This window comes from Rhodococcus sp. 06-462-5 (genome assembly GCF_002258315.1).
Lineage (GTDB): Bacteria > Actinomycetota > Actinomycetes > Mycobacteriales > Mycobacteriaceae > Rhodococcoides.
In genome coordinates this window covers 29760-55914 of record NZ_NOYD01000023.1, presented here as the reverse complement: position 1 = coordinate 55914, position 26155 = coordinate 29760, and the positions used below count along the sequence as shown (strand labels likewise).

Sequence of the window (26155 nt, the reverse complement as noted above, 5' to 3'; positions counted from 1 at the left end):
ATATGCCCTACTTCAGCAAAGTCGGAACCGTACCGCGCAAACGGCACACCGTATTTCGGCAGGACGACGGCTCGCTGTTCTACGAAGAACTCATTGGTGAAGAAGGCTTCACCGGTGACACCTCCCTGCTCTATCACCGGTTCCCGCCCAACGCCATCACCGCCATCGAGTCCGTGACCGGTATCGACGAGACGCTGCGCCCCAACGATCCGATGACACCCCTCCATCTCAAGCTCCATGACCTCGAACCCGGGCCCGACGCTGTTCTGGACCGAATCCTGTTGCTGGGCAATGAGGATGTCCGGATCACCTACGCCGTCGCGCAAGGCGAAAGCTCCTACTACAAGAACAGCGTGGGCGACGAGGTCGTCTACGTCGAAAGTGGAAGCGGGTCGTTCGAGAGCACGTTCGGCCGAATCGACGTGGCGGAGGGTGACTACATCATCGTTCCCACCTCGACTATCCACCGGTGGATCACCGACGACGACGAACTGCGCTTGTGGATCGTGCAAGCAACCGGTCACGTCAATCCACCCGACCGATACCTCTCCGATCGCGGCCAATTCATCGAGGGCACACCGTATTGCGAACTCGACATCCGTCGACCGACCGATGTCCTACTCGGCGAAGGAAACGATATCGACGTCATCGTCCGCACACGGACAGGGCTGACCAAACACACCCACCGCCACCACCCGTTCGACGTCGTCGGCTGGCACGGAGGGATGTATCCCTGGGCTCTGAACATCGCCGATTTCGAGCCGATCACCGGTAGCTTGCACCAACCCCCACCGATGCATCAGACATTCCAAGCTGCCGGATTCGTCATGTGCAATTTCGTGCCGCGACTGCTCGACTACCACCCCCAGTCGGTGCCCATACCGCCGTTTCACTCGAACGTCGACAGTGATGAAGTTCTGTTGTACGCAAAAGGCGATGCCGCTACTCGCCGCGGGACCGGTGTAGCCACCGGCTCGGTCACCGTTCACCCTGCCGGCTTCATCCACGGGCCCCACCCGGGCAACGTCGAACGAGCCCTAGGCGCGCAACGATCGAGCGAATATCAGGTCATGGTCGACACCTTCCGCCCCCTTCGGATCGGTGCTCGTGCCGCCACTCTGTGTGCCGACAGCGACTACCCCTTCACCTGGGCAACCTTGGAAGGGGTGAGCGCCGATGCGTGAACTCATGCCCGTTCGGATGCAGGAAAGCATGGGTGCAGACGTCTACTCGGGGATCGCCCGCGCATCGGGGCTGCTGTGGTGCGGTCGCGAACGCACTCAACCTGGTGCCAACTCGGACACTGTGTTCGTCTACTGCCACCCGAGCTCGAACTTCGTCGGACATTACGCACTGGCACCGACCGCCGCACTCGGGATCGACGCCGTCGGAGTCGTCACGCGCTACGCCGGGAACGACACCCAGGTGATCCTCGAGAACTGCGTCGCAGACCTCGGGTCGGTCATCACACATCTGCGAAACAACGAGGGCTACGACAAGATCGTTCTTGTCGGGAACTCAGGTGGTGGCGGCCTGTCCGCGTTCTACCAGCAACAAGCAGAGAAGCCGACTGTGCGCGATGCACCCGCAGGAGGCGGGACAGACCTCACCACGGCTTCACTGCCGCCGGCTGACGCCCTGGTCATGCTCAACGCGCATTCGGGACGCGCTGCGCTGCTACAGGGCTGGCTGGACCCGGCAGTGCACGATGAGAACGACCCCTTCGATCGCGACCCGGACCTCGATCTCTTCTCCCGAGACGAGGTGCCCCTCGACCTCGATTGGGTGGTTCGCTACCGCTCCGCCCAAGCGGACCGCGCCACCCGGGTCACGGAATGGGCCCAACAGCAGCTCGCGCAGTTGCACACCTCATACGGCGACTCCGTCCCCGACCTCCCCTTCCGAATTCACGGCACCTGCGCAGACCCCCGATTCGTCGACACCACCATCGACCCATCCGACCGACAGCCCGGAACACTGTGGGGAGAGGCGATCTCGGCCAACCTACGTCCCGTCACACTCGGCAGTGTGAGCACTCTGCGGTCCTGGCTCTCGCAATGGAGCACCGCAACCACTAACGGCCACGGACCGTCGTGTCTACAGCAGGTCACCGTCCCCGTGCTCGTAGCGTACGGAACCGCCGACAAGGGCTGCTTTCCCTCGATGGCACGAGAGCTCTACGACGCGGCGACTCATCGGGAGAAAGAACTCCTCACCGTCCCCGGCGCCGGTCACTACTTCGAGGGACCACCCGAACTACTGACCGACACCTTGGCCACCATCACCGGCTGGGCCGAGCAAGTGCTGTCGTGAGCACAGCATCTGTGTACCGGACTGCAGAAAGACCACTACGGTGAACGCCCCCCTCGCTGATCACCGGCGGGTCCCGCGGCATCAGACTCGGTACCGCCACTCACCTCACCTCACAAGGATGGGCGCTGACTTTGACCGCCCGCGACGCCGATCAGCTCGATCGAGCCCGAGCAATGCTGCTGCGCTACGACGAACCCGTCGCAGTCGTGGCCTGCGACCTCGAGGAGGACGCATCAGCAGAACGCGTTGTGGCCGAACACCAAAAGACGTTCGGGTCCCTGAACGCACTCTTCATGGCCGCCGGTGTCGGTTCCGCCGCCCCACTGGACCGCTACCCGATGACACGTTTCGACAAGCAGCTCGCGGTCAATCTGCGAGCACCGTTCGCGCTCACTACCCTGGTATTGCCACTGTTGCAGTCCGGTGCGAGGAATCAGTCGGTCGAAGTGCAGGGAACGATACGGGCGTACCCCGATGCTGGCCAGTCTCGCGACTGAACGGAACGCCCTATTTGAAACTTAGGTTCGCGCTCCTTGACCACCCCGAGACGGTACCGAATTCCATTGTTGCACTGCCGTCTCGGATCTATTGGTCTCACCGCAATGCGCTGTCCCGATGGTAATTTGGAACTTTGATGCGGCAACGAGAGGAACAGGTCCGGGTGGGACGCGTCCTTTGCGACAGTACGGCCGCCCGCTGTTCACCCAGGTCATCGCTGCCTGTTCGAGAACGTAAATATCCAACGCCCGACCCTGCAATCCGGTCACGTTCAACTCTCGAAAGCTCGGACGCGATCGCACAAAACAGTGCAGACTCCCAATCGGATCAAATTGTAGCTGGAACGGATGTGCTGCCGTGGGTGATCGTCATCGTGAGGACAACCTGGGGACCGGTCGCGTCTCGGGGATCGAGACGCATAGCGCGTCGATAGGTATCACCCGCTACTTCATCGACACCGGGCAACTCGAGTGGGATGCTCGTGCGGCCGACATCTTCGATGCGATCCGCGATCCCCGTCCGGCAATCGAGATATGGCAGGAACGTGTGCACCCGGACGACGCGCATCTGCTGGTCAAACTTTATGGAGACGCGAGCGCCGACATCGGTGCGGAGTGCATTTACCGTGTTGTTCTCTCCGACGGCACCGTTCGTCACATTCTCACTCGAAGTGTCGCCATAGAAACCGCGGTGAATGGAGATCCGACGGTTCTGACCGGTGTGGTTTCGCTGGTCCGACCGCATACCGGTACAAGTGACCACCTCGGTGCAGCGCTGGACTCCGTCTCGCTGGGTTTCGCGATTCTCGACCGCGAAATGATCATCCGGTACGTCAACAAGCAGACCGAACTGCACCTCGGCGTTGGACGCGATCAACTCATCGGACAGCACCTGCACGACGCGCTCCCCATTACCAGGGGCTCGTACATCGACGGCCTCCACAGCGACTCGCTGCGCACGCGTGGAGAGGTCAGCATCGAAGCACCCGCGATTTTTCTGCCCGGCAAAATAGTGGAGGTGACCGCCAATTACGTCGGCGACATCGTCGCTGTCAGTTTCCGAGACGTCACCGATAGAGTTCAGACATCCTCGCGGCTACTCGGCGCATACCGGGAACTTCTTGCAAAATCCCGGCTCGACGACCTCACCGGAGTCCTGAACCGGTCTGCGCTGATCGAACGAATCGAGAGGATCAGTGCTGAAACGTCCACTCCTGCAGCGGTGTTGTACATCGACATCGACAACTTCAAACAGATCAACGACACCTACGGCCATCTGGCCGGCGATCATGTTCTGCGCATCACCGCCGCCCGACTCGCCGACCTGTGCGGGTCCTACGCAGTCCTCGGCCGGATCGGGGGCGACGAGTTCGTCATCGCCTTGTTCGACGACGAACCACTGGCAACGACGAACGAGCCGGAACAGCTCCGCCGACGACTACGCCGCGCCACCCGCGCGCCGATCCGACTGGAAGACTCGTTCCTCTCGATCGAATTGAGTGTCGGAATCGCGCGCAACACGGGCGAGTCGACGCTCGAAGACATGCTCGTCCGAGCTGACATTGCCCTGTACGAAGACAAAACAGATAGCTCGCGTCGTCCTCCCAGGCCCGCTGACGACTGACGACTAACGGAGACCGAACCAGAGCAAGGTCGTCGGACACGAGCTCATCGGCTTTGTAACCGGATCGCAGTCTCGGACTGACGCGCTTCGCAGGAACGACGCGGTTTCGCTACCGAAGTAGCGGACACCAATGGAGTCCAAACGTGCCGAGCTGCAGACCGTCTACCGTGGTGAAACCAACAGTAGTGTCAGGGCGATCAGTACGACGATTCCGATGCCCTGGGCGGTCTCCTCGACGAAAAGGGCAGCCAAGCCGGCGGGCCACTCCTGCGTAATACATGCCCGAGCTGGCGATCGGCAGATTGCGCCTCGAAACGAGACGTCAGCTTGTGCATTTCCGCCGTGTTTGAGGACCGACTCGGCCCATAATGGGGGCCATGGAAGGCGCAGCCGAGAACGTCGCACATCGGGTGAATATTCGGACTGTTCGATTTGCGCTGACCCTAGCTGAGGAGCTGCATTTCGGTCGGGCTGCGCAACGCCATTACATTGCTGCTCAACCGTTCGGACGGATCATTCAGGGTTTGGAGTCCGATCTCGGTTACAGACTGTTCGATCGCACCAGTCGGCGGGTGTCACTCACTCCCCGTGGTCTCGTGTTTCTCGACCGTGCGCAGCAGGTCGTCGACGCCTTCGACAGGCTGATCCTCAGCCACCCCATCGGCACGTCTGCGGAGCACTTGACGTTCGGGGTGCTCGGGTTTGGAATCTCGACGCTGTGGGCGGACTTCAAAGACGGCTTATCGGCCGCGATTCCTGACCTGGCGATAAGTTTCGCTGATTTGACCTTGTCGGAGCAGTACGACGCAGTGCTTTCCGGTGCGGTTGACGTGGGGTTTGTTCAGGAGCTAGGGCTCGTCGACGGCATCGACTTGATTCCGGTGACCGCTGGGCCGCGGGTCGCGGTGGTTCCGAAGCAATCTGAGATGGCCGGTGCGACGTGGTTATCAGTGGCGGACATTGCGGAGAGCGAATTTGTCGATCTGGACACAGGTGGACTTCTGGAAGAGTGGGCCGGTCCGGCCTGGGTGAACGGTCGCCGGGGCGATCGTGTCCGCTATCCGGCCGCAATTCCTTCTGCAGTGGCGTTGACCGGGCGCATCGCCTTGCACGCAGCACCCGCCGCGTCGTACTACCCTCACCCTCAGGTCTCGTTCGTTCCCCTCGAAGGGCCGGACTGCACGATCGCTGTAGCGGTCCGGTCAAACGATCGTCGCCCGGAGACCGATCTGATCCGCAGAATTGCCGGTGCCCTGCTCTCAACCTGACCGGAAGCTGATCACAACTTTTTCGCCTGATGATGTCGGTGCGTCTGCGTGCTGAACTGTCGTGACTACGATCACAGACAGAAGGTATGAAATGACGCGTCAGCGCACAATCGTCCGCGGAGGCCATCTGGTCACGATGGATCCAGAGCAGGGCGATCTTCCCAACACCGATATTCTGATCGAGAATGGAACCGTAACAGCGATCGGCCCGAATTTGTCTGACCCGGATGCCGAAGTGATCGACGCCAGAAATCACATCGTCGCGCCCGGACTGATCGACACACACCGCCACACATGGCAGACCCAAATGCGGGCACTGTGCGCAGACTGGACCCTTGCCGATTACTTCCACGGAATTCGGCTCTTGGTGTCGCCAGCTTACACCGCGGACGATGTATACGTCGGCAACTGCCTCGGAGCGGTCGAGGCGTTGAACGCCGGTGTGACGACAATTCTGGATTTCTCTCACTGTATGAATTCGCCCGATCACAGTGATGCTGCCGTCGCCGGACTACGCGACTCCGGAATCCGTGGAGTCCTGGGCTACGGATTCTTCGATTCGAGTCCGCAGACGCCGCAATTCTTCGGAGATCACGACGACAGGATCGCAGACTTCGAACGCGTTGCTGCACAGCATTTCCCGGACCCCAATGGTCTACTGACCCTGGGAGTCGCCCTCACCGAGGTCGGACTGCGCCCGCTGCGGGACACCGCCGCCGAAGTTGCCGTGGCCCGGGCCCACGATGCACTGATCGTGACACACACTGGCTGCGTTTGGTCGATGCCGTCCGGCATAGAAGAGCTCGACGCAGCAGGACTGATAGATGAGAATCAGGTGCACGTGCACTGCAACACACTCACCGAAGACGAATGGGACATCCTTGCCAGCAGGGGTGCGAAGGTCTCCATCTCGCCGGAAACCGAACTGAACATGGGAATGGGCAAATTGGTCTTCGAAGCCGCCGAGCGCCGGGGAATCGAACCGACCCTCTCTGCCGACATCATGTCGCTCAATTCGGGGGACATGTTCGCGCAGACCCGTATGGCGATCGCATTCAAGCGGTGGTCGGACACCGAAAAGGTGAACAACGCGCGCCAAGACCCGGCGGCCGTGTCCGTCTCGGCGCACGATGCATTGAAGTGGACGACAGCAAACGCCGCGAAAGCACTGGGAATGCATGACCGCATCGGAAGCATCACCGTCGGAAAGCGAGCAGACCTCATTCTGGTCGGCGGCCCCTCCATCACGCAGCACACTCACATCGATCCCGCTGGCACCCTCGTCTTCCAGACATCGGCCGAAGACGTCCGAACCGTGCTCGTGGACGGCAAAGTCGTCAAGCGCAACGGAGTGATGATCGACGTCGATCTGCCTGCACTGACCGCACGAGCCGCCGAGTCCTCTCGGTCGGTGCTCGAACGTGTGCGCCGCGCAGTACCCGTGCTCCCCGGAACACCCGAGGGAGTGTTCGAAGGTGTAGGGGCCATGGCGAGAGCAAATCTGAAGGAAACACGATGATAGGTGCGGCGCAGCCCGACTCCTTGCCGATGCCTTCGTTCGATGAGATAGGGCCAGGGGTGTGGGCGTGGGTGCAACCTGACGGCAGCTGGTGGATCAACAACGCCGGGGTGATCGCGGGCGACGATGGTGATGTCATAGTCGATACCTGCGCGACTGCGGAACGCACTCAGGCGTTCCTTCGAGCCAGACGCCGAGCTCAACGCGGCGAAACTCCGATCAGGTTCGCGCTCAACACCCATCAGCACGGCGACCATACGTACGGCAACAGCGAACTTCCCGAGTCGACCGTCATCATCGGTCAACGTCAGATGCGTGCAGGCTTGGCAACCGACACCGTGATCTGCGGCTGCCCGCCATTCTGGCAGCCAGTGCCGCAATGGGGTGACGTGAGTCTACGTCTACCGTCGGTATCGTTCGATCAGTCGATGAATCTGCATCTCGGTGACCGGATCGTCGAACTTCACCATCCCGGATACACCGCGCACACAACCGGCGACGCGGTCGCGTGGTTGCCCGCCGAAAGGGTCTTGTTCGCAGGCGATCTCGTCTTCAACGGCGTTACGCCCCTGGCGTTCATGGGTTCGCTGACGGGGGCCCTGCGGTCGTTGGACTGGCTGCGAGAGTTCGACGCCGAGATAATCGTTCCCGGACACGGACCGGTCATCGAGCGTTCCGGAATAGACGACGTACTCGATGAGATCGCGGGCTACTACCGCTACGTGCAGAAAGCAGGGCAGCAGGGCTACCGCCTCGGCATGTCTCCGCTGGACGCAGCGCGCATGGCCGGACTCGGTGACTACGCCGAAATGCCGGACGCCGAAAGGCTCGTACTGAATATTCATCGCCACTACGCCGACATCTCGGGCACCGAACTGGACATCATCGCCGCATTTCAGGACGCGGTCTTGTTCAACGGCGGACCCATGACGTCGCATCTCTGAAAGAAGCTGATAAACAATGCGATTCGTCAACTTCTCCGATACCGGCAGGCCCCGTGTCGGGCTAGTCGAGGACGGTGTCGTTTTCGGACTCGACGACGGTATTCGTATCGTCGACCTGCTCGGAGACGACCACGCGAAACAACTGCGGGCGGCCGGAAACCGCGCGCGGGCGCACCCTTCTGTCACGCTCGACCTAGCGGAGGCGGACCTACTTGCACCGATCCCAGCGCCGCCCACCGTCCGGGACTATATGACATTCGAGCAACACGTTGCCGGCGTCGCGCGCCTGGTCGATGAGGACAGCGTGGTGCCTGAGCAGTGGTACAAGGCACCAGCGTTCTACTTCACCAATCCTTACGCAGTGATCGGGCCCTACGACCCCGTAGCTGTCCCACCGGGGTGTGAGCTGTTCGACTTCGAGTTGGAGATCGCGGCTGTGGTGGGGCGGTCAGGTCGAGACGTCCTGGTGGCGGATGCCGACTCGCACATCGCCGGGTACATGGTCATGAACGACTGGTCTGCCCGTGACCTGCAGTTCGCCGAGATGCAGGTCAGGCTCGGACCGGTGAAAGGAAAGGACAGCGCTACATCGCTGGGGCCGTACTTCGTTACGGCCGATGAACTAGAGCCACACCGGGCCGGCAACGCCTTCGATCTGAAGATGAGCGCATCGGTCAACGATGTTGTTGTCGGCGAGGACAACTGGGCAAACATGGCTTTCTCCTACCCGCAGATGCTGGCCTACGCATCGCGGGGAACGGAGGTGCGGGCGGGAGACCTTCTCGGTTCTGGGACGTGCGGCTCAGGTTGCCTGGCCGAGGTCTGGGGAAGGCGCGGTAGATCCGCCATTCCCCCCCCTGCAACCCGGAGACGTCGTCGCGCTCGACGTCGACATTCTGGGGGGACAACGCAGCACGATCGTCGCGACCGCCGATGCCGTCCCGATCGGTGCTTTCCGGGCAGTGGTCTCTGAGCGCCGACTGAGCACTGGCGGTGCCTGACTACGCACGGTAGACATCCGAACACGGCAGCGCCTGATTGGGAGTACGACAGCGGTAATCTACCGATCTCGTCTACTGGATGGTTCGTAGCCGACGTCACGCATCTCGACGCACGTGTTGGCGCAGTCGTGCGACTTGTTGGACGTCGACATCGACGGATCGGTCACCGCCGAACAGTCCGGCGAGACGATCCGGTCCACGGTCGTTGGCATCGACTAGTCATCGGCCTGAAGGTGAAGAACACCAACGAATTCTAGAAAATACTCGGTCACTACATCGGGTGCGCGACGAAGGCCGGGCCGCAAGCGCGAGCCTTCCCCTCCTCCGCGGCCTAACGGTTCCCGGTGCAGCGACTAGGCGCGCTCGGGAGCGGACACGAGCAATTCGAGGCCGCCGAACCCAATGCGAAACCGCCGCCGTGCATTTCGACAACAATCGGCATCGGACGATCCGAGACCCGGCTGGGACCGGTGATACGAACACCGACAGAGTGCCCGTCGGCCTCGGCAACCGAGTCCGTGACAACAACATCCGCGGACAAACGGACCGGACCACTCGTCGCCGCAGCCCGAGCAGCCGTGATGTCGCGAAAGTCCACGACCGGAACGTCGGACACCACAGCGTGCAGTTCGGGATCGAGGTCGTCGATGCGCATGCATTCCACGGTAGACGTCGCGGGCAGAGAAAAAGCCACCACTCTTGTGTCACGGGTCACTCCGATGTACGGTCACTAAACCGTTTAAGCAATCACTAGAGGAGACGCTGATGTCGAAACAATTCTCGGATCAACAGTGGTGGGACCGGTTCCTGCAGACGATCAACGAAGATCTCGAATGGGTGACCTCCTCGCAGCACTTCTCTGCCACCATCTCGTTCCGAAGCCCCGAGCATGCGTGGACCATCGACACCAGGAACGGCCGGGCAGTGTCGGTAGTCGAGGGGATTCCGCTGAGCGGAAGCGACGTTGTCCTGGATGCACCCGAACACGAGTGGCAGCGCGTGATCGAGGGGAAGACCGACTGGTTCGAGGGCACCTCACCTGGCCTTGGCGAAATCACAGTCTCCGGAGACTATGTCGCAGCGATGCGGAACGTACAGCCCATGTGGCGCCTGCTCGAGTGCATGCAGCAGGTCGACCCGATTCTGCGCGAGGACTCCTCGTTCTCGCCCGACCCGGTCGTCACCGATCGAGTGCCAGTCGGTCGCTACGTGAACGTCGACGGACTGCGCACCTACTACGAGGAAGCAGGTTCGGGCCAACCGATCGTCTGCATTCACGCTGCGGGCCAGGACACCATGATGTATCGCTGGGTCACCACGGGTCTGTCCGACCACTACCGCGTCATTTCGGTCGACGCCCCCGGTCACGGCAAGACGCTCGAACCAGAGGGCGGGGCGTTCACCTCGTTGGCCCAGCATGCGGAGTTCAACGAAAAGTTCATGGCGGCACTGGGATTGGAGAGGCCTATCATCGTCGGGTGCTCCATGGGCGGCAACATGGTCCTCGATCTTGCGGCCCGGCGCCCGAACTTCTATGCCGGTGTCATCTCCTGCGAGGGCTCGGACTACACGCCGACAGTCAGCCAGGATTTCCTTGCCATGCTCACGTTGAACAGCCCTCAGATTCTCGAATGTTGGGCACGTTCCATGACGGGTGACCGTACTCCCCCGGCGCGTGCGCGTGAGGTCGTTTGGCAGCTTCGCCGAGTGTGTCCGGAAGTCATCCGCGCCGACCTCACCGGATACGCGGGGTTCGATCGACGTGACACGGTAGGCGCGATCGAGAGTCCGGTGCTGCTGCTCCGCGGCGACGCGGACTGGCTGGTGCATCAGGACATGGTCGAAGCCACCCAGTCGAGAATCCCCGGAAGCGAAATCGCCGTGCTGGCCGGAACCGGCCACTACCCGATGATCGAAAATCCGGTGGAATTCAACGACGCCGTGCGCACTTTCGCGGACCGAGTCAGCTGACGTGGTCGCCGAGGAACCCGTGCGCTCATCGCGCGGATTCGCCGACCTGTTCGATCTCACCGGGTACACCGCCCTCGTCACCGGTGCGGCTCGCGGTCTGGGAAGAGCGATCGCGACAGCGTTGGCAGACGCAGGTGCACAGATCGCTGCGCTCGACGTCATCGACATGAGCGAGCTCGAAAGTGACATTTCGGAAGCCGGTGGAAAGTGTGTGTCGAGGACGGCCGATCTCGGTGGGCTGTCCGCTGATTCCGCGAACGACCTCGTGCGATGGGCAGAAGATGCAACCTCCAACCCCGCAACCGTCCTCGTCAACAACGCCGGCGTCATCAGACGAGGCCCGGCGCTGAACACCAGTGTCGAGGACTGGAACACCGTGCTGGCCGTCAATCTGACGGCACCGTTCCTCTTGTCCCAAGCCTTTGCCCAGTACCTTCGCGCAAAAGACTCCGCCGGCAGCATCATCAACATGGCGTCGGTGAACTCCTTTCAAGGCGGAGTCGAGGTGCCTTCCTATGCTGCGTCCAAACACGGCATTCTCGGAGTCACCAGAGCACTGGCCAACGAGTGGGCCCCACACGGCATCCGGGTGAACACCATCGCGCCGGGTTACATGTCGACCGACCTCACCACGGCACACCGAAATGACGCCGAGCGCGCCGCATTCATGCTGAAGCGAATCCCCATGGCACGGTGGGGAACTCCAGAAGACCTTGCCGGTGCCGCGATCTTCCTGGCATCCGACGCATCGCGCTACGTAACCGGCACAACCATCTCGGTCGACGGCGGATGGCTCGCTCGCTGAACATGTCTCGTTGGATTCACGATCACAGAACCTAGGAGTTTCTCATGACCGACACGACTACGAGAACGTCGATCCCCACGACGGTCGAACTATTGAAGGACCAGCCCCAGAATTGGGGCAGGTGGGGTCACGACGACGAAGTGGGGGCGCTCAACTATCTGGGGCCCGCCGAAGCCTTGGCCGGCGCAGCCGAGATCACCTCGGGGAAGTCGTTCACTTTGCAAGTGCAGATCGGAAACCCCAAGGGCGACCCGGCCTTTCCCGGTGCACGCGGGCCCGCCGAACGCGAGAACGTGATGGACCGTGGCGTCTACTTGGCCGGTGAGGGACCCGAAGCAGACGGAGGCGCGCAGTTCGCCGACGACAAGATCACCATGTACCTGCAGGGTTCGAGCCAGTACGACGCGCTCGGCCACCTGTGGTGCGGGGACCAGATCTACAACGGCTACGCAGCCGAAACGACAACCGGTGGCATGAAGAAGGCGAGCATTCTTCCGATCGCGGAGAAGGGCATCGTCGGTCGAGGGATACTGATCGACATCGCGCGTCACCGCGGCAAGAAGTCTCTCGCCAAGGGGGAAACCTTCGATCACAAAGACCTGTTGGCTGCCGCCGCAAGTCAAGGCGTCGACATTCGTAAGCGCGATATTCTGCTGATCCACACCGGCTGGCTCGAATACTTCTACGAGACACCACGAGAGGAGTTCTACGCGAATTTCAACGAACCCGGACTCACCTATTCTCCCGAACTCGTCGCGTGGTTCAACGAGATGGAAATCCCCAATCTGGTGACCGACACCCTCGCCAACGAGGTCACGACCGACCCAGTGTCCGGAGTGTGGCTCCCGCTGCACAACGCATTGATGCGCAACCTCGGCGTCACCTTCGCCGAAATCATCGCCCTCGACGCGCTGGCCGCCGATTGCGCCGCGGACGGTCAATACACATTCTTCTACACCGCCGCTCCCCTGAAGGTGGTGGAAGGGACCGGAGCTCCGGTGAACCCAGTCGTCGTCAAGTAGCGGATAAGCTTGGGCCATGCCCAAAGCGGAAAGTGGCGAGTCAGCCAAGAGCAACCCGCCTGCTCCCGTTCACCGACCACGTAAGGCCACCAAACGGGTAACGATCACCCAGGTCGCGGAGCATGCAGGTGTGTCCATTGCGGCCGTGTCGTTCGCGATGAACGGTGCTCCCGGGGTGAGCGAAGATGTGCGTGCTCGAATTCTCGATGTCGCCCGCGAACTGAATTTTCGTCCGAGCCGCACCGCGCGCGACCTCAGATCGGGCCAGGCCAACACAATCGGGCTTCTCCTGGCCGACATCGCCAACCCGTTCTACTCCGAGCTCGCGTTCGGTGCGATCTCTGCCGCCGCCGAGGCGGGTTTCGAGGTGTTCGTCTCGCACGTCGGCGTCGACGGTGCCCACCAGGCCGAGGCGGCCATGACTCAAGTCGACCGACACTCGGGCGGTCTGCTGTTCACCTCGGTCACATCCGCCGATACAGCGTTGCTCGCCGAACTGACCAAACGCCGAGAGCCGTTTGTGCAGCTGTACCGCCACATTGAAGGACTCGAAGCCGATTTCGTAGGTATCGACGATCTCGCTGCCGGCCGCGAACTCGGTCGACACGTCGTCGAGTGCGGCTACCGACGGGTGGCTGTCCTCGGAGGCCCCCCCTTGTCCAGCGCTTCCCGAAATCGTGCGAACGGTTTCGTCTCGGCGCTGACAGACGGGGGCCTCGAGGTCGTCAACCGCTCTGCCATGTGGGGAGCGCTCACCCGTGAATCTGGAATCCTGCGTGCACGAGAGCTGTTCCGCGATCACCCCGATATCGACGCGGTCATGTGCGGCAACGATGTGATTGCGGTGGGTGTGTACGACGTCTGTCGCGAAGCTGGGCTCAGCGTGCCAGGAGACATCGGTCTGACCGGGTTCGACGACATGAGTTTCGCAAGCGCAGGTCCGCTGCAGCTGACCACGATCACGGTGCCCCGAGAACTGATGGGACGGCGGGGAACCGAGATTCTCCTCGATCGCATCGGTGGTTCGACGTCCCCTGCGCAACATCTGATCCTCCCGTACACACTGCAGGTGCGCGAAACCACCGCCGCTCGGCCCTGATCCCTGCCGATCGACACGTGACGCTTGTCATATGGGGAGCGAGATGCAACACTGACTTAAACCTTTTAGTTGCCTTGGCGACCCCACCCTAGGAGACTCACGATGCGAGCTTTGGTGAAACGTACGAACACGCCGATGGACGCCGTCGTCCTCGACAGGCCCACACCAGAGCCCGGATCCGGTCAAGTTCTGGTCGCAACCGAGGCGTGCGGGTTGTGCGGAAGCGACGTACACGCCTGGAAGCAGGACGCCGGATACGACTGGGTCGCGTCTCCGGTCTGCATGGGCCATGAAGCAGTCGGCACTGTCGTCGAGGTAGGCGACGGTGTCGATCGCCGATGGATCGGACGACGGGTGGTCCCAGTGTCCATCGACGGCTGCGGTCGGTGCTCGGTCTGCCTGCGCGGGCTGCGCCAGATATGCCCGGACAAAGCAGTTCTCGGGCTCTCCTTCGACGGTGCCGCGGCGGAGTTCTTCGTCGTCGACGAGCACCGACTGGTACCCGTCGAGCACGATCTTCCCGCGACCGTTCTGGTACTGACGGAGCCCTTGTCCGTCGCCGGCCGCGCGGTTTCCCACCTGCAACGGGCAGACCCGGAAGCAAAGAACGTGGTGGTCTCCGGTCCGGGGCCGATCGGATTGATGATCGCACTCTTGTTGTCGCAATCGGGTCACGCCGTCCTCCTGACCGGTGCGCCGCGCGATCAGGATCTGCGGTTGGCCACTGCCAGATCACTGGGACTCGCCACCGCGGTCGGTGACGATCTGGGCGGGTTCGAAGCGCAGGGGTGGATCGAAGCTTCAGGATCGGGCGCCGGCCTCGGAACTGCGCTCCGCACTGTGATGCCCGGCGGGACCGTGGTGGTTCCAGCCCTCTTCGCGTCCGACGCGAATCCCGACATGAATCTGGTGACGCGACGCGAGATCCGCATCCTCGGAAGCTACGGTTCGCAACGAAGCGACTACGTGACCGCGATGAACTACCTGGCGACCGACCCGGAAATGTGGGGCTCGCTGGTCACTGTCCGCCAGCTGGAGGACGCGATCGACGCACTCGAAACGGCGGCGGCCGCACAGGCTTTCAAAGTCGTTCTCACTCCGTGACACTGCCCGCTCGGTAACGAGGAAGACCCCGTGGCCCCTGCGGGCCACGGGGTCTTTCTCGTCCTACCCGTCGAGTCGCGCTCACGCCTACGGGGATGCTGCAGCGAGCTCGAGTCCGAGCCGCGCCGGAATGGGTGTCGGGCGGCCGTCCGGTCCGACGGCCACCATCGACACGGTGGCGCGCGCGAATTCATGTGTGCCCGAACGCAACACAAAACCGAGATCGTACGACGAGCGTCCCGACCGCAGTGCCGTCATGACCACGTCGATCTCGTGGATGTCGAACCCGATCGGTGCAAAATAGTCGATCTCCTGACGCCGGATCACCTGTCCGAGATCGGCGGGCAGACCCGCCCGACGGTAGAGCACCGCCCTGGCCTCCTCGAAGAATCGGAAGTACTGAACGTTGCTCACATGTCTCTGCGGATCGAAATCACCGTAGCGAACCTGGGCGCGAAAGACGATGGGCGACATGTTCGGTCTCGCTCTCGGACGGGTCCAGCCTCGCCCACATATCGAGCGGGCGAGGCTGGACGATCTGTGGTGTGAATGGGGGTCGGCTCAGACTGTTTCGCCGGCGTCGCCCAAGTTGCAACTGGCCTTCGACACCAAGGACCGGTCGAGGTGGCGAAACTTGCCGATCGGCTCACGGGTGAACAGTGCCAGCAGTACCACTGCCACCACACATGCGGCAACGAGAAAATACAGACCCCAGTCGTATCCAGTTGCCGAGGAGAACCCGCCACCGGCACCGATGAGAACTCCGAGCACCAATGGAGACAGACCGCCCACGTAGGTGGCTGTCATCATCACCGAGTTCGCTGTGCCGATGGCACCCTTCTCCGCCGCGTCACTGACAAAGCTGTAGATGACCGGGAACACCCCGTTGGTCGCCATACCGGCGAAGAGCTGCAGCACGATCAGCCACGCCAATCCCAGGCCGGCGTACTGCAGCAGGAAGATGCCGACGCCGAGCCATACGAAAGCGATGATGGCTGTGAACTTTCGCCCCAGCCAGTCCGACACTGTGCCCCAAAGGATCTGGCCGATGCCGCCGGTGATGGTGAACACGGCCGAATACGCGGCAGCCTCGGCAAAGCTGTAGTTCCCCACGAACGCAATGTACTGCGGCAACCAGAAACTGATACCTGTGTAGACCGCGATACCGAGCATCGATGCCAGAGACGGAAAGATGATGTTCGGATTCCGCAACGCGCGTGCCAGAGCACCCGGCTCTGCGCGATGCGTCTCCTCGAAATTCGATCCGGACAGAGGCTTGGTCAACCCCGCTGCTTCGGTATCGCTCTCGAATTTGGCGTAGCGCTTCTTGGTGGCGAACAGCCAGTACCCGATCCAGATAGGAATCATCGCGAGCGGAATCAGCAAAAAAACGTAGCGCCAATTCTCCGGTCCGAAGGTCGCCAAGATGCCTGACGTGACGATCGAGGCAATCAGGGTGCCCCACGGATAGCCCGTGTGCTGCAGACCCAGCGCCAGACCTCGGCGCTCGACGGGGTAGGACTCGGCCATCGTGGTCACCTCGACGGCCTCACCAGCGCCGCCGAACGCGTTCTTCACCGACTGCAGGATCACGATGGACCACAGGGAGGACGTCAAGGCACCGATACCGGTGAAGATCGAGAAGATGAAGTAGCCCAAGGCCACGACGGCATTCCGATACTTACGCGCCCACCCATGTCCACCGCGGTCGAACCACGGTCCCAGTGGCAGCGCCAGGAGCGAGCATGCTGCGGTGATGATCGCGGCGATCACACCCGCCGTCTCCGGCGAGATCGAGAACTCATCGACGATCGAAGGCAGAACGAAGAAGAAGATCTGCCTGGTGTTGGCATTCATCGCATAGACCAGCCACAGGAAGATCAGCGCGCCGATCGCGTACGCCGGAGTTCGGGCACGCTTGCGCTTCCTCTCGAGCGGTTCAGGGGAAGGGGACAAGGAATCGCCTGACGGCGACGAGACGACATCGGTCATCGAAGATGCTCCAGTGAGAGTGGCCCGGGTCGAGCCTGAACGAATAGATGAAGTGGCTGCGCAACCGCACCTGAGGAGGTGTGGTTCTCAGCGTCGACGCACTCGATTGCAGGCCGCCCAGGTTGCCGCCGAACGGTTGACCGAACTGTACTAAAACGGTTAAGACGGTGGTGCCTTTTCGAGTAACTCCGATGAAGTCGCCCGAAATGCCGCTATTTACTCAAAGGCGTTCGCACACAAAAGAAACGGCCCCGAGTGAAAACTCGGGGCCGTTCGGAAGTACGGTGAGTCAGCGAATGAAGCGGTCGACGTAGTCCGCGCCGAGGCCGACACTCGTGTAATGCTTTCTGGCATTGTCCAGCTTGGTGAACACGTCCTCCACGCCCACTGGGTTGCCATCGGGGTCGACATAGATGTAGGCACCGGTGACGTGGAACATGGTGATCATCTCGTCGACACCTTCCGGAACCTCTAGCGTGTGAATGTCACCGGGAGGCTCGAAGGCGTAGCTTCCCTGCTCCGCCCACCAGTCGTGCTCGAGGTAGTGCCACCGCCCGCGGAGGGTGGTTGCGTGCACGGGACCGGCGTGGCGATGACGTGAGAGAATTCCGGTCTTGCGCACGCGCAGGATGTTGACGAAGAACCCCTGACTGACCGAGAGTAGCAGCGGCCGAAAGGTCACATCCGGCGACTGTGGAACCCACAGGCGCTCATCGCAATCCAGGTCGAGCGCCCCCAGTTCCACCATGTCGTCGAGCATGCTGTCCGACTTGGGGCCGCGATACGGAACTGCCGCATCGGACGTGTGATCGAGTGTCGAACTCATCGTTGAATCCCTTCTTCGAGGTCGAGAACTAAAACGTTTAATTCAGCATGACACGCGCTCGGTTGGATCCGCAAGGAAACAACCGAAGATTCTGTCATCGGACCGTTGCCACGAATGCAGGTCGATTCGATTTCGACAACTCGCCCTGTCCCGGCATGGCGGATCGAGCGAAGCAGAGAGCGACGATCGTGACCGCACTGGCGATCGCCAGATAGATGGACAGAGGAAGAGCACTGCCGGCCCACGCGACGAGGGCGGCCGCCACCAGTGGCACCGGCCCGCTCGTGAGAGCGCCTCCCAGGTGATAACAGACGGAGGTGCCCGTGTAGCGAACGTTGGTGGGGAACAGATCTGCCATGAAGGTCGCCATCGGTGCGTAGGTCATCGTGTGCCCCACTGCGAGCATCAAGAACAGTGCGAGGAATACCAGGACCGAGTTCCCCGTGTCGATGAGCCAGAAGAAGGGGAAGGACAGCACGAGCATGAACACCGCGCCTGCCATCAAGACCTTCACCACGCCCAATCGGTCGGCCAGCATGGCGGCCAGGGGAATACCGAGAGTCTCGACGAACCCGGCCACGCACAACGCGAGAAGCATGAAATTGCTGGTCATGCCGGCATAGTCCTGGGCGTACTTGATCACGAACACGGTGGCGAGATAGAACGGAATGTTGGGCGCAGCAGTCACACCGATACCGACCAGCAGTCCGCGCCAATTCTTCTTCACCACTTCGACGATGGGAAACTCGGCCGCTTCGTCGTTCTTCTTCATCTTCGAGAATTCGGGTGACTCGAGAATGGCTAGGCGGATGTACAGGCCGACGCCGATGAGCAAGGTGCTGGCCAGGAACGGGATGCGCCAACCCCAACTGAGGAACTGCTCCTCGGGCAGTTGGCGGACCGCGTAGAACGACAGCGTGGACAACACAAGTGCGGCGGGCACACCCATCTGCGGCCAACTCCCGTAGAAGGCGCGCTTCTTCGGAGGTGCTGATTCCACTGCCATCAAAATTGCTCCGCCCCACTCGCCACCGACTGCGAGTCCTTGCACGAGTCGCGAGATCACGAGCAAGATCGGGGCCGCCATCCCCCATGTCTCGTAGGTGGGTAGCACGCCGACCACGACGGTGCCGCCACCCATGAGGAGAAGGGACAGAACCAGCATCTTCTTGCGGCCCAAACGGTCTCCGTAGTGACCGAACAACACCGCGCCCACGGGGCGCGCCACGAAGGCCACGCCGAACGTCGCGAACGATGCGAGCGTCCCGCCGGCGGCGGACATGTTGCTGAAGAAGACCTCGTTGAAGATCAGCGCCGCAGCAGTACCGAAGATGAAGAAGTCGTACCACTCGATCATCGTGCCGATAAAGCTGGCGAACGCGGTCCGCACGATGCCTGGAGGCGCGTCGGTCCTATCCGGTCGCGAGGCGGCGCTTGCTGTCGTGGCCATCCGGTGCTCCATTCACTAAAAGGTTTAAGCAGTGAACCACACCGGGACGACGTATGGCAACCATCACACTGCACACCTCTTTGCGTGTCGCGCCACTCGCGCCCGGTGAATCGGTGAATCGGTGAATCGGTGAATCGGTGAACGGATTCATGCCACTGAGCTCGACGTCGGTCGACGACCCTGGTCCTATGCAGAAGGGAACCAGCCGATGTACAGATTCAGCGCGGGGTGCATTCGCGCACCGGTCGACGACGTCACGGCCCGTTTTCCGTCAACGGTCACCTTGCCGAAATCCGCTCGGTGTCCGCCCCGTCCGCACCCGAAAGAAGCTCGTGAAGTTGGACGGGTCGTCGTACCCGAGCTGAACTCCGATGTCCAACACCGAGAGTGACGTGAACACCAGCAATCGCTTCGCCTCGAGCACGATTCGGTCGTCGATCGTCTTCTTCGCCGTCGTCCCATGACTGTTGGCAGCTCGATTCAGAGTGCGCTCCGAATACCCGAGACGCTGCGCGTAGTCCGAAACCGTACGTATCGAACGGAATTGAGCTTCCACCTCGGCTCGAAACCATGCGAACACCTCGGCCCCCTCCAATGCGGGGTGACCGTCGGTCTCCGAACTCAGTCGTAGAAGTAGGCACGCCAACGCCGATCGTCCGATCTCGCGTCGGATACCGCTGCCGGACGACGGCGGCATAGGCGCGAAAAGCGCGTCGAGCGCCGTGTGGACCCCGGCGCTCGTGCCCGCATCCGCAGTCCAAAAGCTGCGCATGTTCACTGCCGTTATCGCCAGCAGTTGCTGAGTGGACGGCCCGACCGCATGAGAGGCGAACATCGCCACCGATCCGGACAGCGCGTCGATCTCGCCCCATTCGTGGACTTGTCCTGCATGAATCCAGACGACATCCCCCGGGGCGATGTCGTACTCGACGAAGTCGATTCGGTGCACAGTCCGGCCGGATTCCACTCGATAGAGCAAATCGAAATTCAATCGCTGCGGCGCAAGAAACTCTCGTCGACCACCGCTACGCACGATCGCTCGAAGCGTCGTCAGCTCGATCTCGATATCGGACGCGGAGGGTGTGAACTCGACACCACGAACAGATTTGCCTTGTCGCATATTCACCATTCTGCCGCAGGTCGTCACCAGATAGCCGTTTCCAGCTACGGCACTCTTGTGTGGAACCGATCCGCAAAACCGAAGGACGCAACGATGACTGACCTGACATTCACCACTCTGGATACCGGCCCGAACACGCTGGACAAGACCATCACGCTCGTGTCGGGTGACACCCAAGCTGTCCTCGTCGACGCAGGATTCACACGCGCGGACGGACACCGAGCCGTGGCAGCAATTCTCGACTCCGGCAAGGAACTTACGACCGTCTTCATCAGCGCAGGCGACCCGGACTTCTACTTCGGAGCCGAAGTGGTCCAAGATGCATTCCCGAACGCCCGGTTCGTCGCACCCGCCGATGTCATCGACCACATCGACCACAGCTACGACAAGAAGCTCGAGTCGTGGAAGAACCTCGGGGTCAACCTGCCGACCCGCCGCGTCACCCTCGAAGCATTCAGCTCCGACAGCATCACCGTCGACGACCAGACCCTCGAACTGCGCAACGCAGACCTCGATCCGCACAACCGCGGATGGTTCCTCTTCGACCCCGCAACTCGCACAGTGGTGGGCGGCGTCCTGGTATTCAGCGGCCTGCACGTGTGGACTGCCGACTCCTCGACCCCCGAACTCCGTCAGAAGTGGATCGACGGCTTGGACACAGTCAAGGCCTTGAATCCGACCACAGTGATCGCCGGACATCGCTCCGCGGGAGCTGCAGCGGACGGTGCCGCGTTGGCTCATACCCGCGATTACCTGAAGACCTTCGAGCGCATCGTCGGGGAGAAGGACAGTGGCGCTGAGGTCGAGAAGGCGCTGCTGGCCGAGTACCCCGACGCGGGTCTTGCGGTGGCCGCGCATCTCGGGGCACTTGTCGCAAAGGGCGAAATGGCATGGGGATGAACGAATATTCGTCCGATCCGTCACCGGCCGCAGTGGTCCGTCGGCAGTACATCGCATCGGCAGCCGGCGATCTGGACGCACTGCGCGACACGCTGGCCCCAGATGTCGAATGGACCGAGATGGCAGGGTTTCCGTTGGCGGGAACCTACCGCACCCCGACCGGCGTCACGGCCAACGTGATGGAAAAACTCGGTGCCGAGTGGAATGACTGGGCGGCTCACGACGACACCTATGTCGTGGATGGAGAAAATGTGGTTGTCCTTGCCAGATACACCGCCAGCCACAAGCAAACAGGTAAGGCCTTCACAGCTCGCGTAGCTCATCACTTCGTCGTTCGCGGCGGACTGATCGTCCGATTCGAGCAGTTCGTCGACACCGCAGTAGTTCGGGACGCGGCCACCGAGTAAACGCCTGGTGAGGGGCGTTGCGCCGAACTGCACGCTCCGCCCCTCACCGAGCGCAACAACGAATCGTCATGCCCGCAAGAAACCTACGCTCGGTCGTGATCCGCCCGCGCATGTGCTGTATGCCTGTCTACGGCGAGGATCCTCAGCGTTTGGTGTGTGGCAGTACCCGGGTTCGCGGTCATGACCATGAGTTGTTGGTCGGGATCGGTGGCACACGTGAGCATTTCCCACTCAAGGGTGAATTCCCGCGCGCGGATGGCGGAGAAGCTTCGTCCCGCTGGTCTTGAGAACTGCGAGGCCCACCAACCTCGAAAGTCCTTGTCCTGAAGTGATAATTCTCCGACAAGTGCAGCCGAACGAGAGTCACTCGGTGCCTGCGCAGCTTCCATGCGCGAAATGCGACGGCGTCACGTCCGGTAGTTTCCCAGTCCCCGTACAGAGATCGGATCGTTGGGTCGACAAATGCCAGACGGATGTAATTGCGCTCTGACACCGGTAGCTGGGAAAAGTCGGTCATGAGAGCCGAAGCGAGAAAGTTTTACCCCAGGATGTCCCCGTAGCTACCCACAACCACGGCCGGAGACTCGGTGAGCTGATCCAGAATCAGCTGCAAATGGGGTCGCAGACGTTGGTGGCCCGGCGTCGGGGACGGGGTGGAGGTCTTACGGGCGAGACTGTAGAGATACGTCTGCCGATCCTCGTGACCTGTACGACAAACCCGAACCGGTCCACGTTGCACTGGAGCGACTGGTCCCCTTCTACAAAAAGTTTCTCTGCTCCGCACGTGTTGGCAGGTGCCCCGCGTCGCGATTCCACCCCCGGCCGGAATGAAGGACGGGCCTTCGAGGTACTGTTGGTGACACACTTACGGAAGCCGATATGCCGACCAGTACACGTTTCATGGTGGCGATACACGCCCTCACTGCCCTCGCTGTCAGCGAGGGTAAGCCTGTGCGCTCCGACGAACTCGCCTACTCCATCAATACCGGCGCAGTCGTCATTCGCGGATTGCTCTCCAAACTGCACGAGGCCGGTCTCACCACCTCGCAACTCGGCGCGGGCGGAGGCGCTCTACTCGCCGTCCCCGCCGCCGACATCCGTCTACTGGACGTGTACCGAGCAGTGGAGGACTCCGCACTGTTCTCGCACCCTCGCAACGCCCCCTGTGACAGTTGCCCTGTCGGCGGCAACATCACGCGCGCCGTAGAGGGCCCGCTCGAACGGGCACGAACTGCGATGGAAAAGGAGCTGTCACGTGTGACCGTTGCCGACATTGCGGCCGATGTCGCACGCCTGGGGAAGTTTTCGATACCGTACGAGTGGTGAACCGCTTTCGGAGCCGCATGCCCGACGTCTCGAACCGGAGTCGACCTTGACCGAGGCACGCCGCGGCAGAGCGAAACCCTCGACGATGCAAGTCGCAAACGAGGCGTGGGAAGCGATGTATCGCGCGCACACTCGACTTCAGCGAGCGCTGTCGGACAGTGCGATATGGGAAGACCTGCAGCCCAACGAATACGCCGTCCTCTACGCACTGTCGTCGAAGACGGATGGCAAGCGCATCACCGAGTTGACGCAGGATGTCCTGTTGACGCAACCAGGGCTTTCTCGGTTGATAGCGAGACTGGAGTCGCAGGGTCTGATCGTGCGGGTTCTCGACGATTCGGACGGCCGTGCATCGTTGATACAGCTGACCGATGACGGAAGACAAGTCCAACGTCGCGTCGGATCGGCTCATGCACGTGAGGTGATGCTGTCGATGACCAGCTCACTGAATCGAACCGAGCTCGCCGACCTGCGGGACCTGTGTCGAAAATTCGACGAGGAAACCTGATCGAGGCGGATGGGCCCACTGCGGTCAGCGAGCCCATCCGTCACACAGAACGCGGTCAGAATCCCACTTTGTCCGCACCCTTGAGGTCGAGCATTTCACGGGCCTCATCAGGAGTGGCGACCTCGAAGTTCAGTGCCTCGAGAATGGTTCGAATCCGGATAACCTGCTCGGCATTCGATGCGGCCAGCTGTCCCGGGCCGATCCACAAGGAGTCTTCGAGCCCCACTCGCACATGGCTACCCATGGCAGCACCGATGGTCGCGAGCGGCATCTGGTTCTTGCCCGCACCGAGGATCGACCACTGGTAGTTCTCCCCCAGCAATCTGTCTGCGGTGCGACGCATGTGCATGAGGTCCTCGGGGTGGCCGCCGATCCCGCCCAGTAGACCGAACACGGACTGGACGAACAGCGGACCACGGGCAAGCCCACGTTGGTGGAAATGACTGAGGTTGTTCAGATGCGAGATGTCGTAGCACTCGAACTCGAAGCGGGTACCGCCGGCGTTCCCGATTTCCAGAATTCGCTCGATATCGGCGAACGTGTTCTTGAAGACCAGATCTCGTGATTTCTCCAACGCATCACGTTCCCACTGGTGCTCGAACTCGGTGAACCGGTCCAGCATCGGATACAACCCGAAGTTCATCGAGCCCATGTTCAACGATGCGAGCTCGGGGGAAAACGTCGCGACCGGCCTCATCCGCTCCTCGACGGTCATGTGCGGTGAACCACCCGAGGTCAGATTGATAACTGCGTCGGTGTTCGCCTTCAGTTTCGCCAGAATGGGCTCGAAGTGCTTGGGGTCCTGAGAGGGGCGGCCGTCTTCGGGGTCACGGGCATGCATGTGCACGATCGCCGCACCGGCCTCGGCTGCCCCGATGGCTGCGTCGGCGATCTCGTTGGCCGACACCGGTAGGTACGGGGACATACTCGGAGTGTGGATTGCGCCGGTCACGGCGCTGGTGATGATTACTTTGCGTTTGCTGGCCATAATTTGCTCTCTTTCGCGAGTTTTCGATAAGGGTGAAGGATCAGTGAGCGGCAACTGCCGCTTTGCTGGGATCCTCAGTGCCCATGCGGAGCTTCAAACTCAGAAGCGCGCCCACCGTGCACATTGCGGCGACGAAGAACAGCCCGCTGAACTTGTTACCGGTGGCATCCTCGAAGAAGCCCATGACATAGGGCCCGACGAATCCTCCGGTGAGGCCGATCGTGTTGATGAATGCGAGACCGAAGGCGAGGCGCTTGCCGCTCATTCGTGTCGCCGGGAACGTGAACAGGATCGGTTGGATGGCGTAGAAGCTGAACGCCGCCAGGCAGAATCCCATCAGTCCCAGCACGGCACCACTGACTGCTCCGATGGAAAAGCCTACTGCGATACCGAGCATTGCAACCGCGGCGATGATGCGGCTACGTCCGGCTTTGGTGGCGAATCGCGGCATGAATATTGCGCCGATGCCGGCGAAGATCCACGGAATCGCTGCGAGTAGCCCGATCTCGAATGTAGTGAGGTCGCCGTACGTCCCGATCAACGAAGGCAGGAAGAAGCTCAGCGAGTAAATTGCGATCTGGTGTGCGAAATAGATTCCGACGACGAGCAGGATTTGCTTGTCTCGCAATACATCTCGGAAGCTCGAATTCCCGGCCGAGTCTGCACCGGAGTCTTCTTCCGCTTTGATGCGCGCCTCGAGGTCCTTGCCTTCCTCTGGACTGAGGAAGGTTGCCTCGGTCGGCCGATTGGGAAGCGTCTTCCACACGACCACGCTCAAAAGGACTGCGGGGATGCCCTCGATGATGAACATCCACTGCCAACCGTGCAGGCCGCCGAGTCCGTCGAGCATCAACAGCAGCCCGCCGAGCGGGGATCCGACGATCTGAGCGATGACAACGCCCAGCAAGAAGAGTCCGATTGCGCGAGCACGGTCCTTGATCGGGAACCACTGAGTCAGGTAGAACATCACGCCCGGGAACAGGCCCGCCTCGGCGATACCGAGCAGCATGCGCAGGATGTAGAACGACATCTCACCCTGGATCAACGCCATCGACATCGACAGCAGACCCCAGGTGATCATAATTCGCGTGAACCAGAATCGGGCTCCGACCTTATGCATGATCAGGTTGGAGGGAATCTCGGAAAGCGCGTACGTGAGGAAGAAGAGCCCGGCACCGATTCCGTACGCGGTTGCTGACAACCCCAGGTCGATCTCGAGACGATCTTTCGCCATTCCGATGTTGGTCCGGTCGATGAAGGCAATGACGTAGACGATCACCAGAAGCGGCATCAGGCGGCGGAAAACTACCTTCGTGATGGTTTCCGGCGATCTCATCGCCGTTAACGGGGCTTGCGTTCGGGACATGGTCGGCCTCTGCAGTCGGTGAGTGTGTGGTCGGGGTCGGCGCTGGGGTGTGACCAGCGCCATATTCAACGTGTGATGCCCATTACAGAGGGGCCCCTCAAGGTT

At 61.5% G+C, this 26155-nt stretch carries 26 protein-coding genes and 1 pseudogene; 17 read left to right on the top strand and 10 right to left on the bottom strand.

What is annotated here, in order from left to right; all coding sequences use genetic code 11:
* Positions 1 to 2 precede the first annotated feature (2 nt).
* The 8 genes from CH251_RS13950 (at position 3) to CH251_RS13915 (ending at position 9138) form a co-directional block, all read left to right on the top strand.
* On the top strand, positions 3 to 1184 hold the full coding sequence (locus tag CH251_RS13950) for a homogentisate 1,2-dioxygenase (RefSeq protein WP_094613662.1): 1182 nt from the start codon (positions 3 to 5) through the stop codon (positions 1182 to 1184).
* Entirely contained in the window at positions 1177 to 2313 is a 1137-nt protein-coding gene (locus CH251_RS13945; RefSeq protein ID WP_094613661.1) for an alpha/beta fold hydrolase, read from the top strand. Before CH251_RS13950 ends, CH251_RS13945 begins: the two co-directional genes overlap by 8 nt.
* Positions 2314 to 2369: 56 nt before the next feature.
* The gene (locus CH251_RS13940) at positions 2370 to 2810 is read left to right on the top strand and encodes an SDR family oxidoreductase (protein WP_094613660.1); all 441 of its coding nucleotides are present in this window, start codon (positions 2370 to 2372) and stop codon (positions 2808 to 2810) included.
* A 358-nt stretch (positions 2811 to 3168) separates the two neighbouring features.
* The gene (locus tag CH251_RS13935) at positions 3169 to 4434 is read left to right on the top strand and encodes a diguanylate cyclase (protein WP_256979060.1); all 1266 of its coding nucleotides are present in this window, start codon (positions 3169 to 3171) and stop codon (positions 4432 to 4434) included.
* Positions 4435 to 4811: 377 nt separating this feature from the next.
* Positions 4812 to 5702 carry a LysR family transcriptional regulator gene (locus CH251_RS13930; RefSeq protein WP_179273593.1) on the top strand — a complete coding sequence of 297 codons (891 nt, stop codon included), beginning with the start codon at positions 4812 to 4814 and terminating at the stop codon, positions 5700 to 5702.
* 91 nt (positions 5703 to 5793) lie between these two features.
* The gene (locus tag CH251_RS13925; protein ID WP_218828300.1) at positions 5794 to 7221 is read left to right on the top strand and encodes an amidohydrolase family protein; all 1428 of its coding nucleotides are present in this window, start codon (positions 5794 to 5796) and stop codon (positions 7219 to 7221) included.
* A gap of 29 nt (positions 7222 to 7250) precedes the next feature.
* Entirely contained in the window at positions 7251 to 8165 is a 915-nt protein-coding gene (locus CH251_RS13920; protein ID WP_094613658.1) for an MBL fold metallo-hydrolase, read from the top strand.
* Between the two features lie 16 nt (positions 8166 to 8181).
* Positions 8182 to 9138, top strand: a complete 957-nt coding sequence (locus CH251_RS13915) for a fumarylacetoacetate hydrolase family protein (RefSeq protein WP_218828299.1) — start codon at positions 8182 to 8184, stop codon at positions 9136 to 9138.
* An 87-nt stretch (positions 9139 to 9225) separates the two neighbouring features.
* On the opposite strand, the gene CH251_RS27525 is transcribed toward CH251_RS13915, so the two are convergent.
* Positions 9226 to 9378 carry a hypothetical protein gene (locus CH251_RS27525; protein WP_179273592.1) on the bottom strand — a complete coding sequence of 51 codons (153 nt, stop codon included), beginning with the start codon at positions 9376 to 9378 and terminating at the stop codon, positions 9226 to 9228.
* A 553-nt stretch (positions 9379 to 9931) separates the two neighbouring features.
* Between CH251_RS27525 and CH251_RS13905 the strand changes: the two genes are divergently transcribed.
* From CH251_RS13905 to CH251_RS13885, 5 genes are all read left to right on the top strand, one after another.
* Positions 9932 to 11137, top strand: coding sequence for an alpha/beta fold hydrolase (locus CH251_RS13905; RefSeq protein ID WP_094613656.1), 1206 nt, complete (start codon positions 9932 to 9934; stop codon positions 11135 to 11137).
* A gap of 19 nt (positions 11138 to 11156) precedes the next feature.
* Positions 11157 to 11942, top strand: a complete 786-nt coding sequence (locus CH251_RS13900; RefSeq protein ID WP_218828298.1) for an SDR family oxidoreductase — start codon at positions 11157 to 11159, stop codon at positions 11940 to 11942.
* Positions 11943 to 11986: 44 nt separating this feature from the next.
* Complete coding sequence (locus tag CH251_RS13895) at positions 11987 to 12964, top strand: cyclase family protein (RefSeq protein WP_094613655.1); 978 nt, start codon at positions 11987 to 11989, stop codon at positions 12962 to 12964.
* A gap of 16 nt (positions 12965 to 12980) precedes the next feature.
* Complete coding sequence (locus CH251_RS13890; RefSeq protein ID WP_094613654.1) at positions 12981 to 14063, top strand: LacI family DNA-binding transcriptional regulator; 1083 nt, start codon at positions 12981 to 12983, stop codon at positions 14061 to 14063.
* A gap of 102 nt (positions 14064 to 14165) precedes the next feature.
* On the top strand, positions 14166 to 15167 hold the full coding sequence (locus CH251_RS13885; protein ID WP_094613653.1) for a zinc-binding dehydrogenase: 1002 nt from the start codon (positions 14166 to 14168) through the stop codon (positions 15165 to 15167).
* An 87-nt stretch (positions 15168 to 15254) separates the two neighbouring features.
* On the opposite strand, the gene CH251_RS13880 is transcribed toward CH251_RS13885, so the two are convergent.
* From CH251_RS13880 to CH251_RS13860, 5 genes are all read right to left on the bottom strand, one after another.
* Positions 15255 to 15641 (bottom strand): thioesterase family protein, encoded by a 387-nt coding sequence (locus CH251_RS13880; protein ID WP_094613652.1) that lies wholly within the window; start codon positions 15639 to 15641, stop codon positions 15255 to 15257.
* An 87-nt stretch (positions 15642 to 15728) separates the two neighbouring features.
* Complete coding sequence (locus CH251_RS13875; RefSeq protein WP_179273591.1) at positions 15729 to 17159, bottom strand: nitrate/nitrite transporter; 1431 nt, start codon at positions 17157 to 17159, stop codon at positions 15729 to 15731.
* Positions 17160 to 17448: 289 nt separating this feature from the next.
* Entirely contained in the window at positions 17449 to 17985 is a 537-nt protein-coding gene (locus CH251_RS13870; protein WP_094613651.1) for a 2,4'-dihydroxyacetophenone dioxygenase family protein, read from the bottom strand.
* 94 nt (positions 17986 to 18079) lie between these two features.
* Positions 18080 to 19435 (bottom strand): MFS transporter, encoded by a 1356-nt coding sequence (locus CH251_RS13865; RefSeq protein WP_094613701.1) that lies wholly within the window; start codon positions 19433 to 19435, stop codon positions 18080 to 18082.
* Positions 19436 to 19706: 271 nt separating this feature from the next.
* On the bottom strand, positions 19707 to 20555 hold the full coding sequence (locus CH251_RS13860) for an AraC family transcriptional regulator (protein WP_179273590.1): 849 nt from the start codon (positions 20553 to 20555) through the stop codon (positions 19707 to 19709).
* Between the two features lie 93 nt (positions 20556 to 20648).
* Here CH251_RS13860 and CH251_RS13855 point away from each other — a divergent pair, with 93 nt between their 5' ends.
* Complete coding sequence (locus CH251_RS13855; RefSeq protein ID WP_094613649.1) at positions 20649 to 21455, top strand: MBL fold metallo-hydrolase; 807 nt, start codon at positions 20649 to 20651, stop codon at positions 21453 to 21455.
* Positions 21452 to 21862: a nuclear transport factor 2 family protein gene (locus CH251_RS13850; protein ID WP_218828297.1), complete on the top strand. Its 411-nt coding sequence runs from the start codon at positions 21452 to 21454 to the stop codon at positions 21860 to 21862. The genes CH251_RS13855 and CH251_RS13850 overlap by 4 nt, the downstream gene beginning before the upstream one ends.
* 83 nt (positions 21863 to 21945) lie before the next feature.
* Here CH251_RS13850 and CH251_RS28265 read toward each other — a convergent pair whose 3' ends face one another.
* On the bottom strand, positions 21946 to 22251 hold the full coding sequence (locus CH251_RS28265; RefSeq protein WP_179273589.1) for a hypothetical protein: 306 nt from the start codon (positions 22249 to 22251) through the stop codon (positions 21946 to 21948).
* 17 nt (positions 22252 to 22268) lie between these two features.
* Positions 22269 to 22388, bottom strand: a pseudogene (locus CH251_RS28260) (transcriptional regulator); the annotation flags it as partial.
* A gap of 353 nt (positions 22389 to 22741) precedes the next feature.
* On the opposite strand from CH251_RS28260, the gene CH251_RS13845 reads away from it, so the two are divergent.
* Positions 22742 to 23188: an Rrf2 family transcriptional regulator gene (locus CH251_RS13845; RefSeq protein ID WP_094613647.1), complete on the top strand. Its 447-nt coding sequence runs from the start codon at positions 22742 to 22744 to the stop codon at positions 23186 to 23188.
* Positions 23189 to 23273: 85 nt separating this feature from the next.
* On the top strand, positions 23274 to 23696 hold the full coding sequence (locus CH251_RS13840) for a MarR family winged helix-turn-helix transcriptional regulator (protein ID WP_179273588.1): 423 nt from the start codon (positions 23274 to 23276) through the stop codon (positions 23694 to 23696).
* 55 nt (positions 23697 to 23751) lie between these two features.
* On the opposite strand, the gene CH251_RS13835 is transcribed toward CH251_RS13840, so the two are convergent.
* Both CH251_RS13835 and CH251_RS13830 read right to left on the bottom strand, forming a co-directional pair.
* Positions 23752 to 24684, bottom strand: a complete 933-nt coding sequence (locus tag CH251_RS13835; protein WP_094613645.1) for a 3-keto-5-aminohexanoate cleavage protein — start codon at positions 24682 to 24684, stop codon at positions 23752 to 23754.
* A 40-nt stretch (positions 24685 to 24724) separates the two neighbouring features.
* Positions 24725 to 25975 carry an MFS transporter gene (locus CH251_RS13830; RefSeq protein WP_256979059.1) on the bottom strand — a complete coding sequence of 417 codons (1251 nt, stop codon included), beginning with the start codon at positions 25973 to 25975 and terminating at the stop codon, positions 24725 to 24727.
* Positions 25976 to 26155: the final 180 nt, after the last annotated feature.

Excerpts from the sequence above, each read along its gene's own strand:
- CH251_RS13950 (WP_094613662.1), top strand. The coding sequence starts at position 3 with ATGCCCTACTTCAGCAAAGTCGGAACCGTACCGCGCAAACGGCACACC.
- CH251_RS13945 (WP_094613661.1), top strand. The coding sequence starts at position 1,177 with ATGCGTGAACTCATGCCCGTTCGGATGCAGGAAAGCATGGGTGCAGAC.
- CH251_RS13930 (WP_179273593.1), top strand. The coding sequence starts at position 4,812 with ATGGAAGGCGCAGCCGAGAACGTCGCACATCGGGTGAATATTCGGACT.
- CH251_RS13925 (WP_218828300.1), top strand. The coding sequence starts at position 5,794 with ATGACGCGTCAGCGCACAATCGTCCGCGGAGGCCATCTGGTCACGATG.
- CH251_RS13920 (WP_094613658.1), top strand. The coding sequence starts at position 7,251 with ATGCCTTCGTTCGATGAGATAGGGCCAGGGGTGTGGGCGTGGGTGCAA.
- CH251_RS13915 (WP_218828299.1), top strand. The coding sequence starts at position 8,182 with ATGCGATTCGTCAACTTCTCCGATACCGGCAGGCCCCGTGTCGGGCTA.
- CH251_RS27525 (WP_179273592.1), bottom strand. The coding sequence starts at position 9,378 with ATGCCAACGACCGTGGACCGGATCGTCTCGCCGGACTGTTCGGCGGTG.
- CH251_RS13905 (WP_094613656.1), top strand. The coding sequence starts at position 9,932 with ATGTCGAAACAATTCTCGGATCAACAGTGGTGGGACCGGTTCCTGCAG.
- CH251_RS13895 (WP_094613655.1), top strand. The coding sequence starts at position 11,987 with ATGACCGACACGACTACGAGAACGTCGATCCCCACGACGGTCGAACTA.
- CH251_RS13890 (WP_094613654.1), top strand. The coding sequence starts at position 12,981 with ATGCCCAAAGCGGAAAGTGGCGAGTCAGCCAAGAGCAACCCGCCTGCT.
- CH251_RS13885 (WP_094613653.1), top strand. The coding sequence starts at position 14,166 with ATGCGAGCTTTGGTGAAACGTACGAACACGCCGATGGACGCCGTCGTC.
- CH251_RS13880 (WP_094613652.1), bottom strand. The coding sequence starts at position 15,641 with ATGTCGCCCATCGTCTTTCGCGCCCAGGTTCGCTACGGTGATTTCGAT.
- CH251_RS13875 (WP_179273591.1), bottom strand. The coding sequence starts at position 17,159 with ATGACCGATGTCGTCTCGTCGCCGTCAGGCGATTCCTTGTCCCCTTCC.
- CH251_RS13870 (WP_094613651.1), bottom strand. The coding sequence starts at position 17,985 with ATGAGTTCGACACTCGATCACACGTCCGATGCGGCAGTTCCGTATCGC.
- CH251_RS13865 (WP_094613701.1), bottom strand. The coding sequence starts at position 19,435 with ATGGCCACGACAGCAAGCGCCGCCTCGCGACCGGATAGGACCGACGCG.
- CH251_RS13860 (WP_179273590.1), bottom strand. The coding sequence starts at position 20,555 with ATGCGACAAGGCAAATCTGTTCGTGGTGTCGAGTTCACACCCTCCGCG.
- CH251_RS13855 (WP_094613649.1), top strand. The coding sequence starts at position 20,649 with ATGACTGACCTGACATTCACCACTCTGGATACCGGCCCGAACACGCTG.
- CH251_RS13850 (WP_218828297.1), top strand. The coding sequence starts at position 21,452 with ATGAACGAATATTCGTCCGATCCGTCACCGGCCGCAGTGGTCCGTCGG.
- CH251_RS28265 (WP_179273589.1), bottom strand. The coding sequence starts at position 22,251 with ATGGAAGCTGCGCAGGCACCGAGTGACTCTCGTTCGGCTGCACTTGTC.
- CH251_RS13845 (WP_094613647.1), top strand. The coding sequence starts at position 22,742 with ATGCCGACCAGTACACGTTTCATGGTGGCGATACACGCCCTCACTGCC.
- CH251_RS13840 (WP_179273588.1), top strand. The coding sequence starts at position 23,274 with ATGCAAGTCGCAAACGAGGCGTGGGAAGCGATGTATCGCGCGCACACT.
- CH251_RS13835 (WP_094613645.1), bottom strand. The coding sequence starts at position 24,684 with ATGGCCAGCAAACGCAAAGTAATCATCACCAGCGCCGTGACCGGCGCA.
- CH251_RS13830 (WP_256979059.1), bottom strand. The coding sequence starts at position 25,975 with ATGCCGCTTCTGGTGATCGTCTACGTCATTGCCTTCATCGACCGGACC.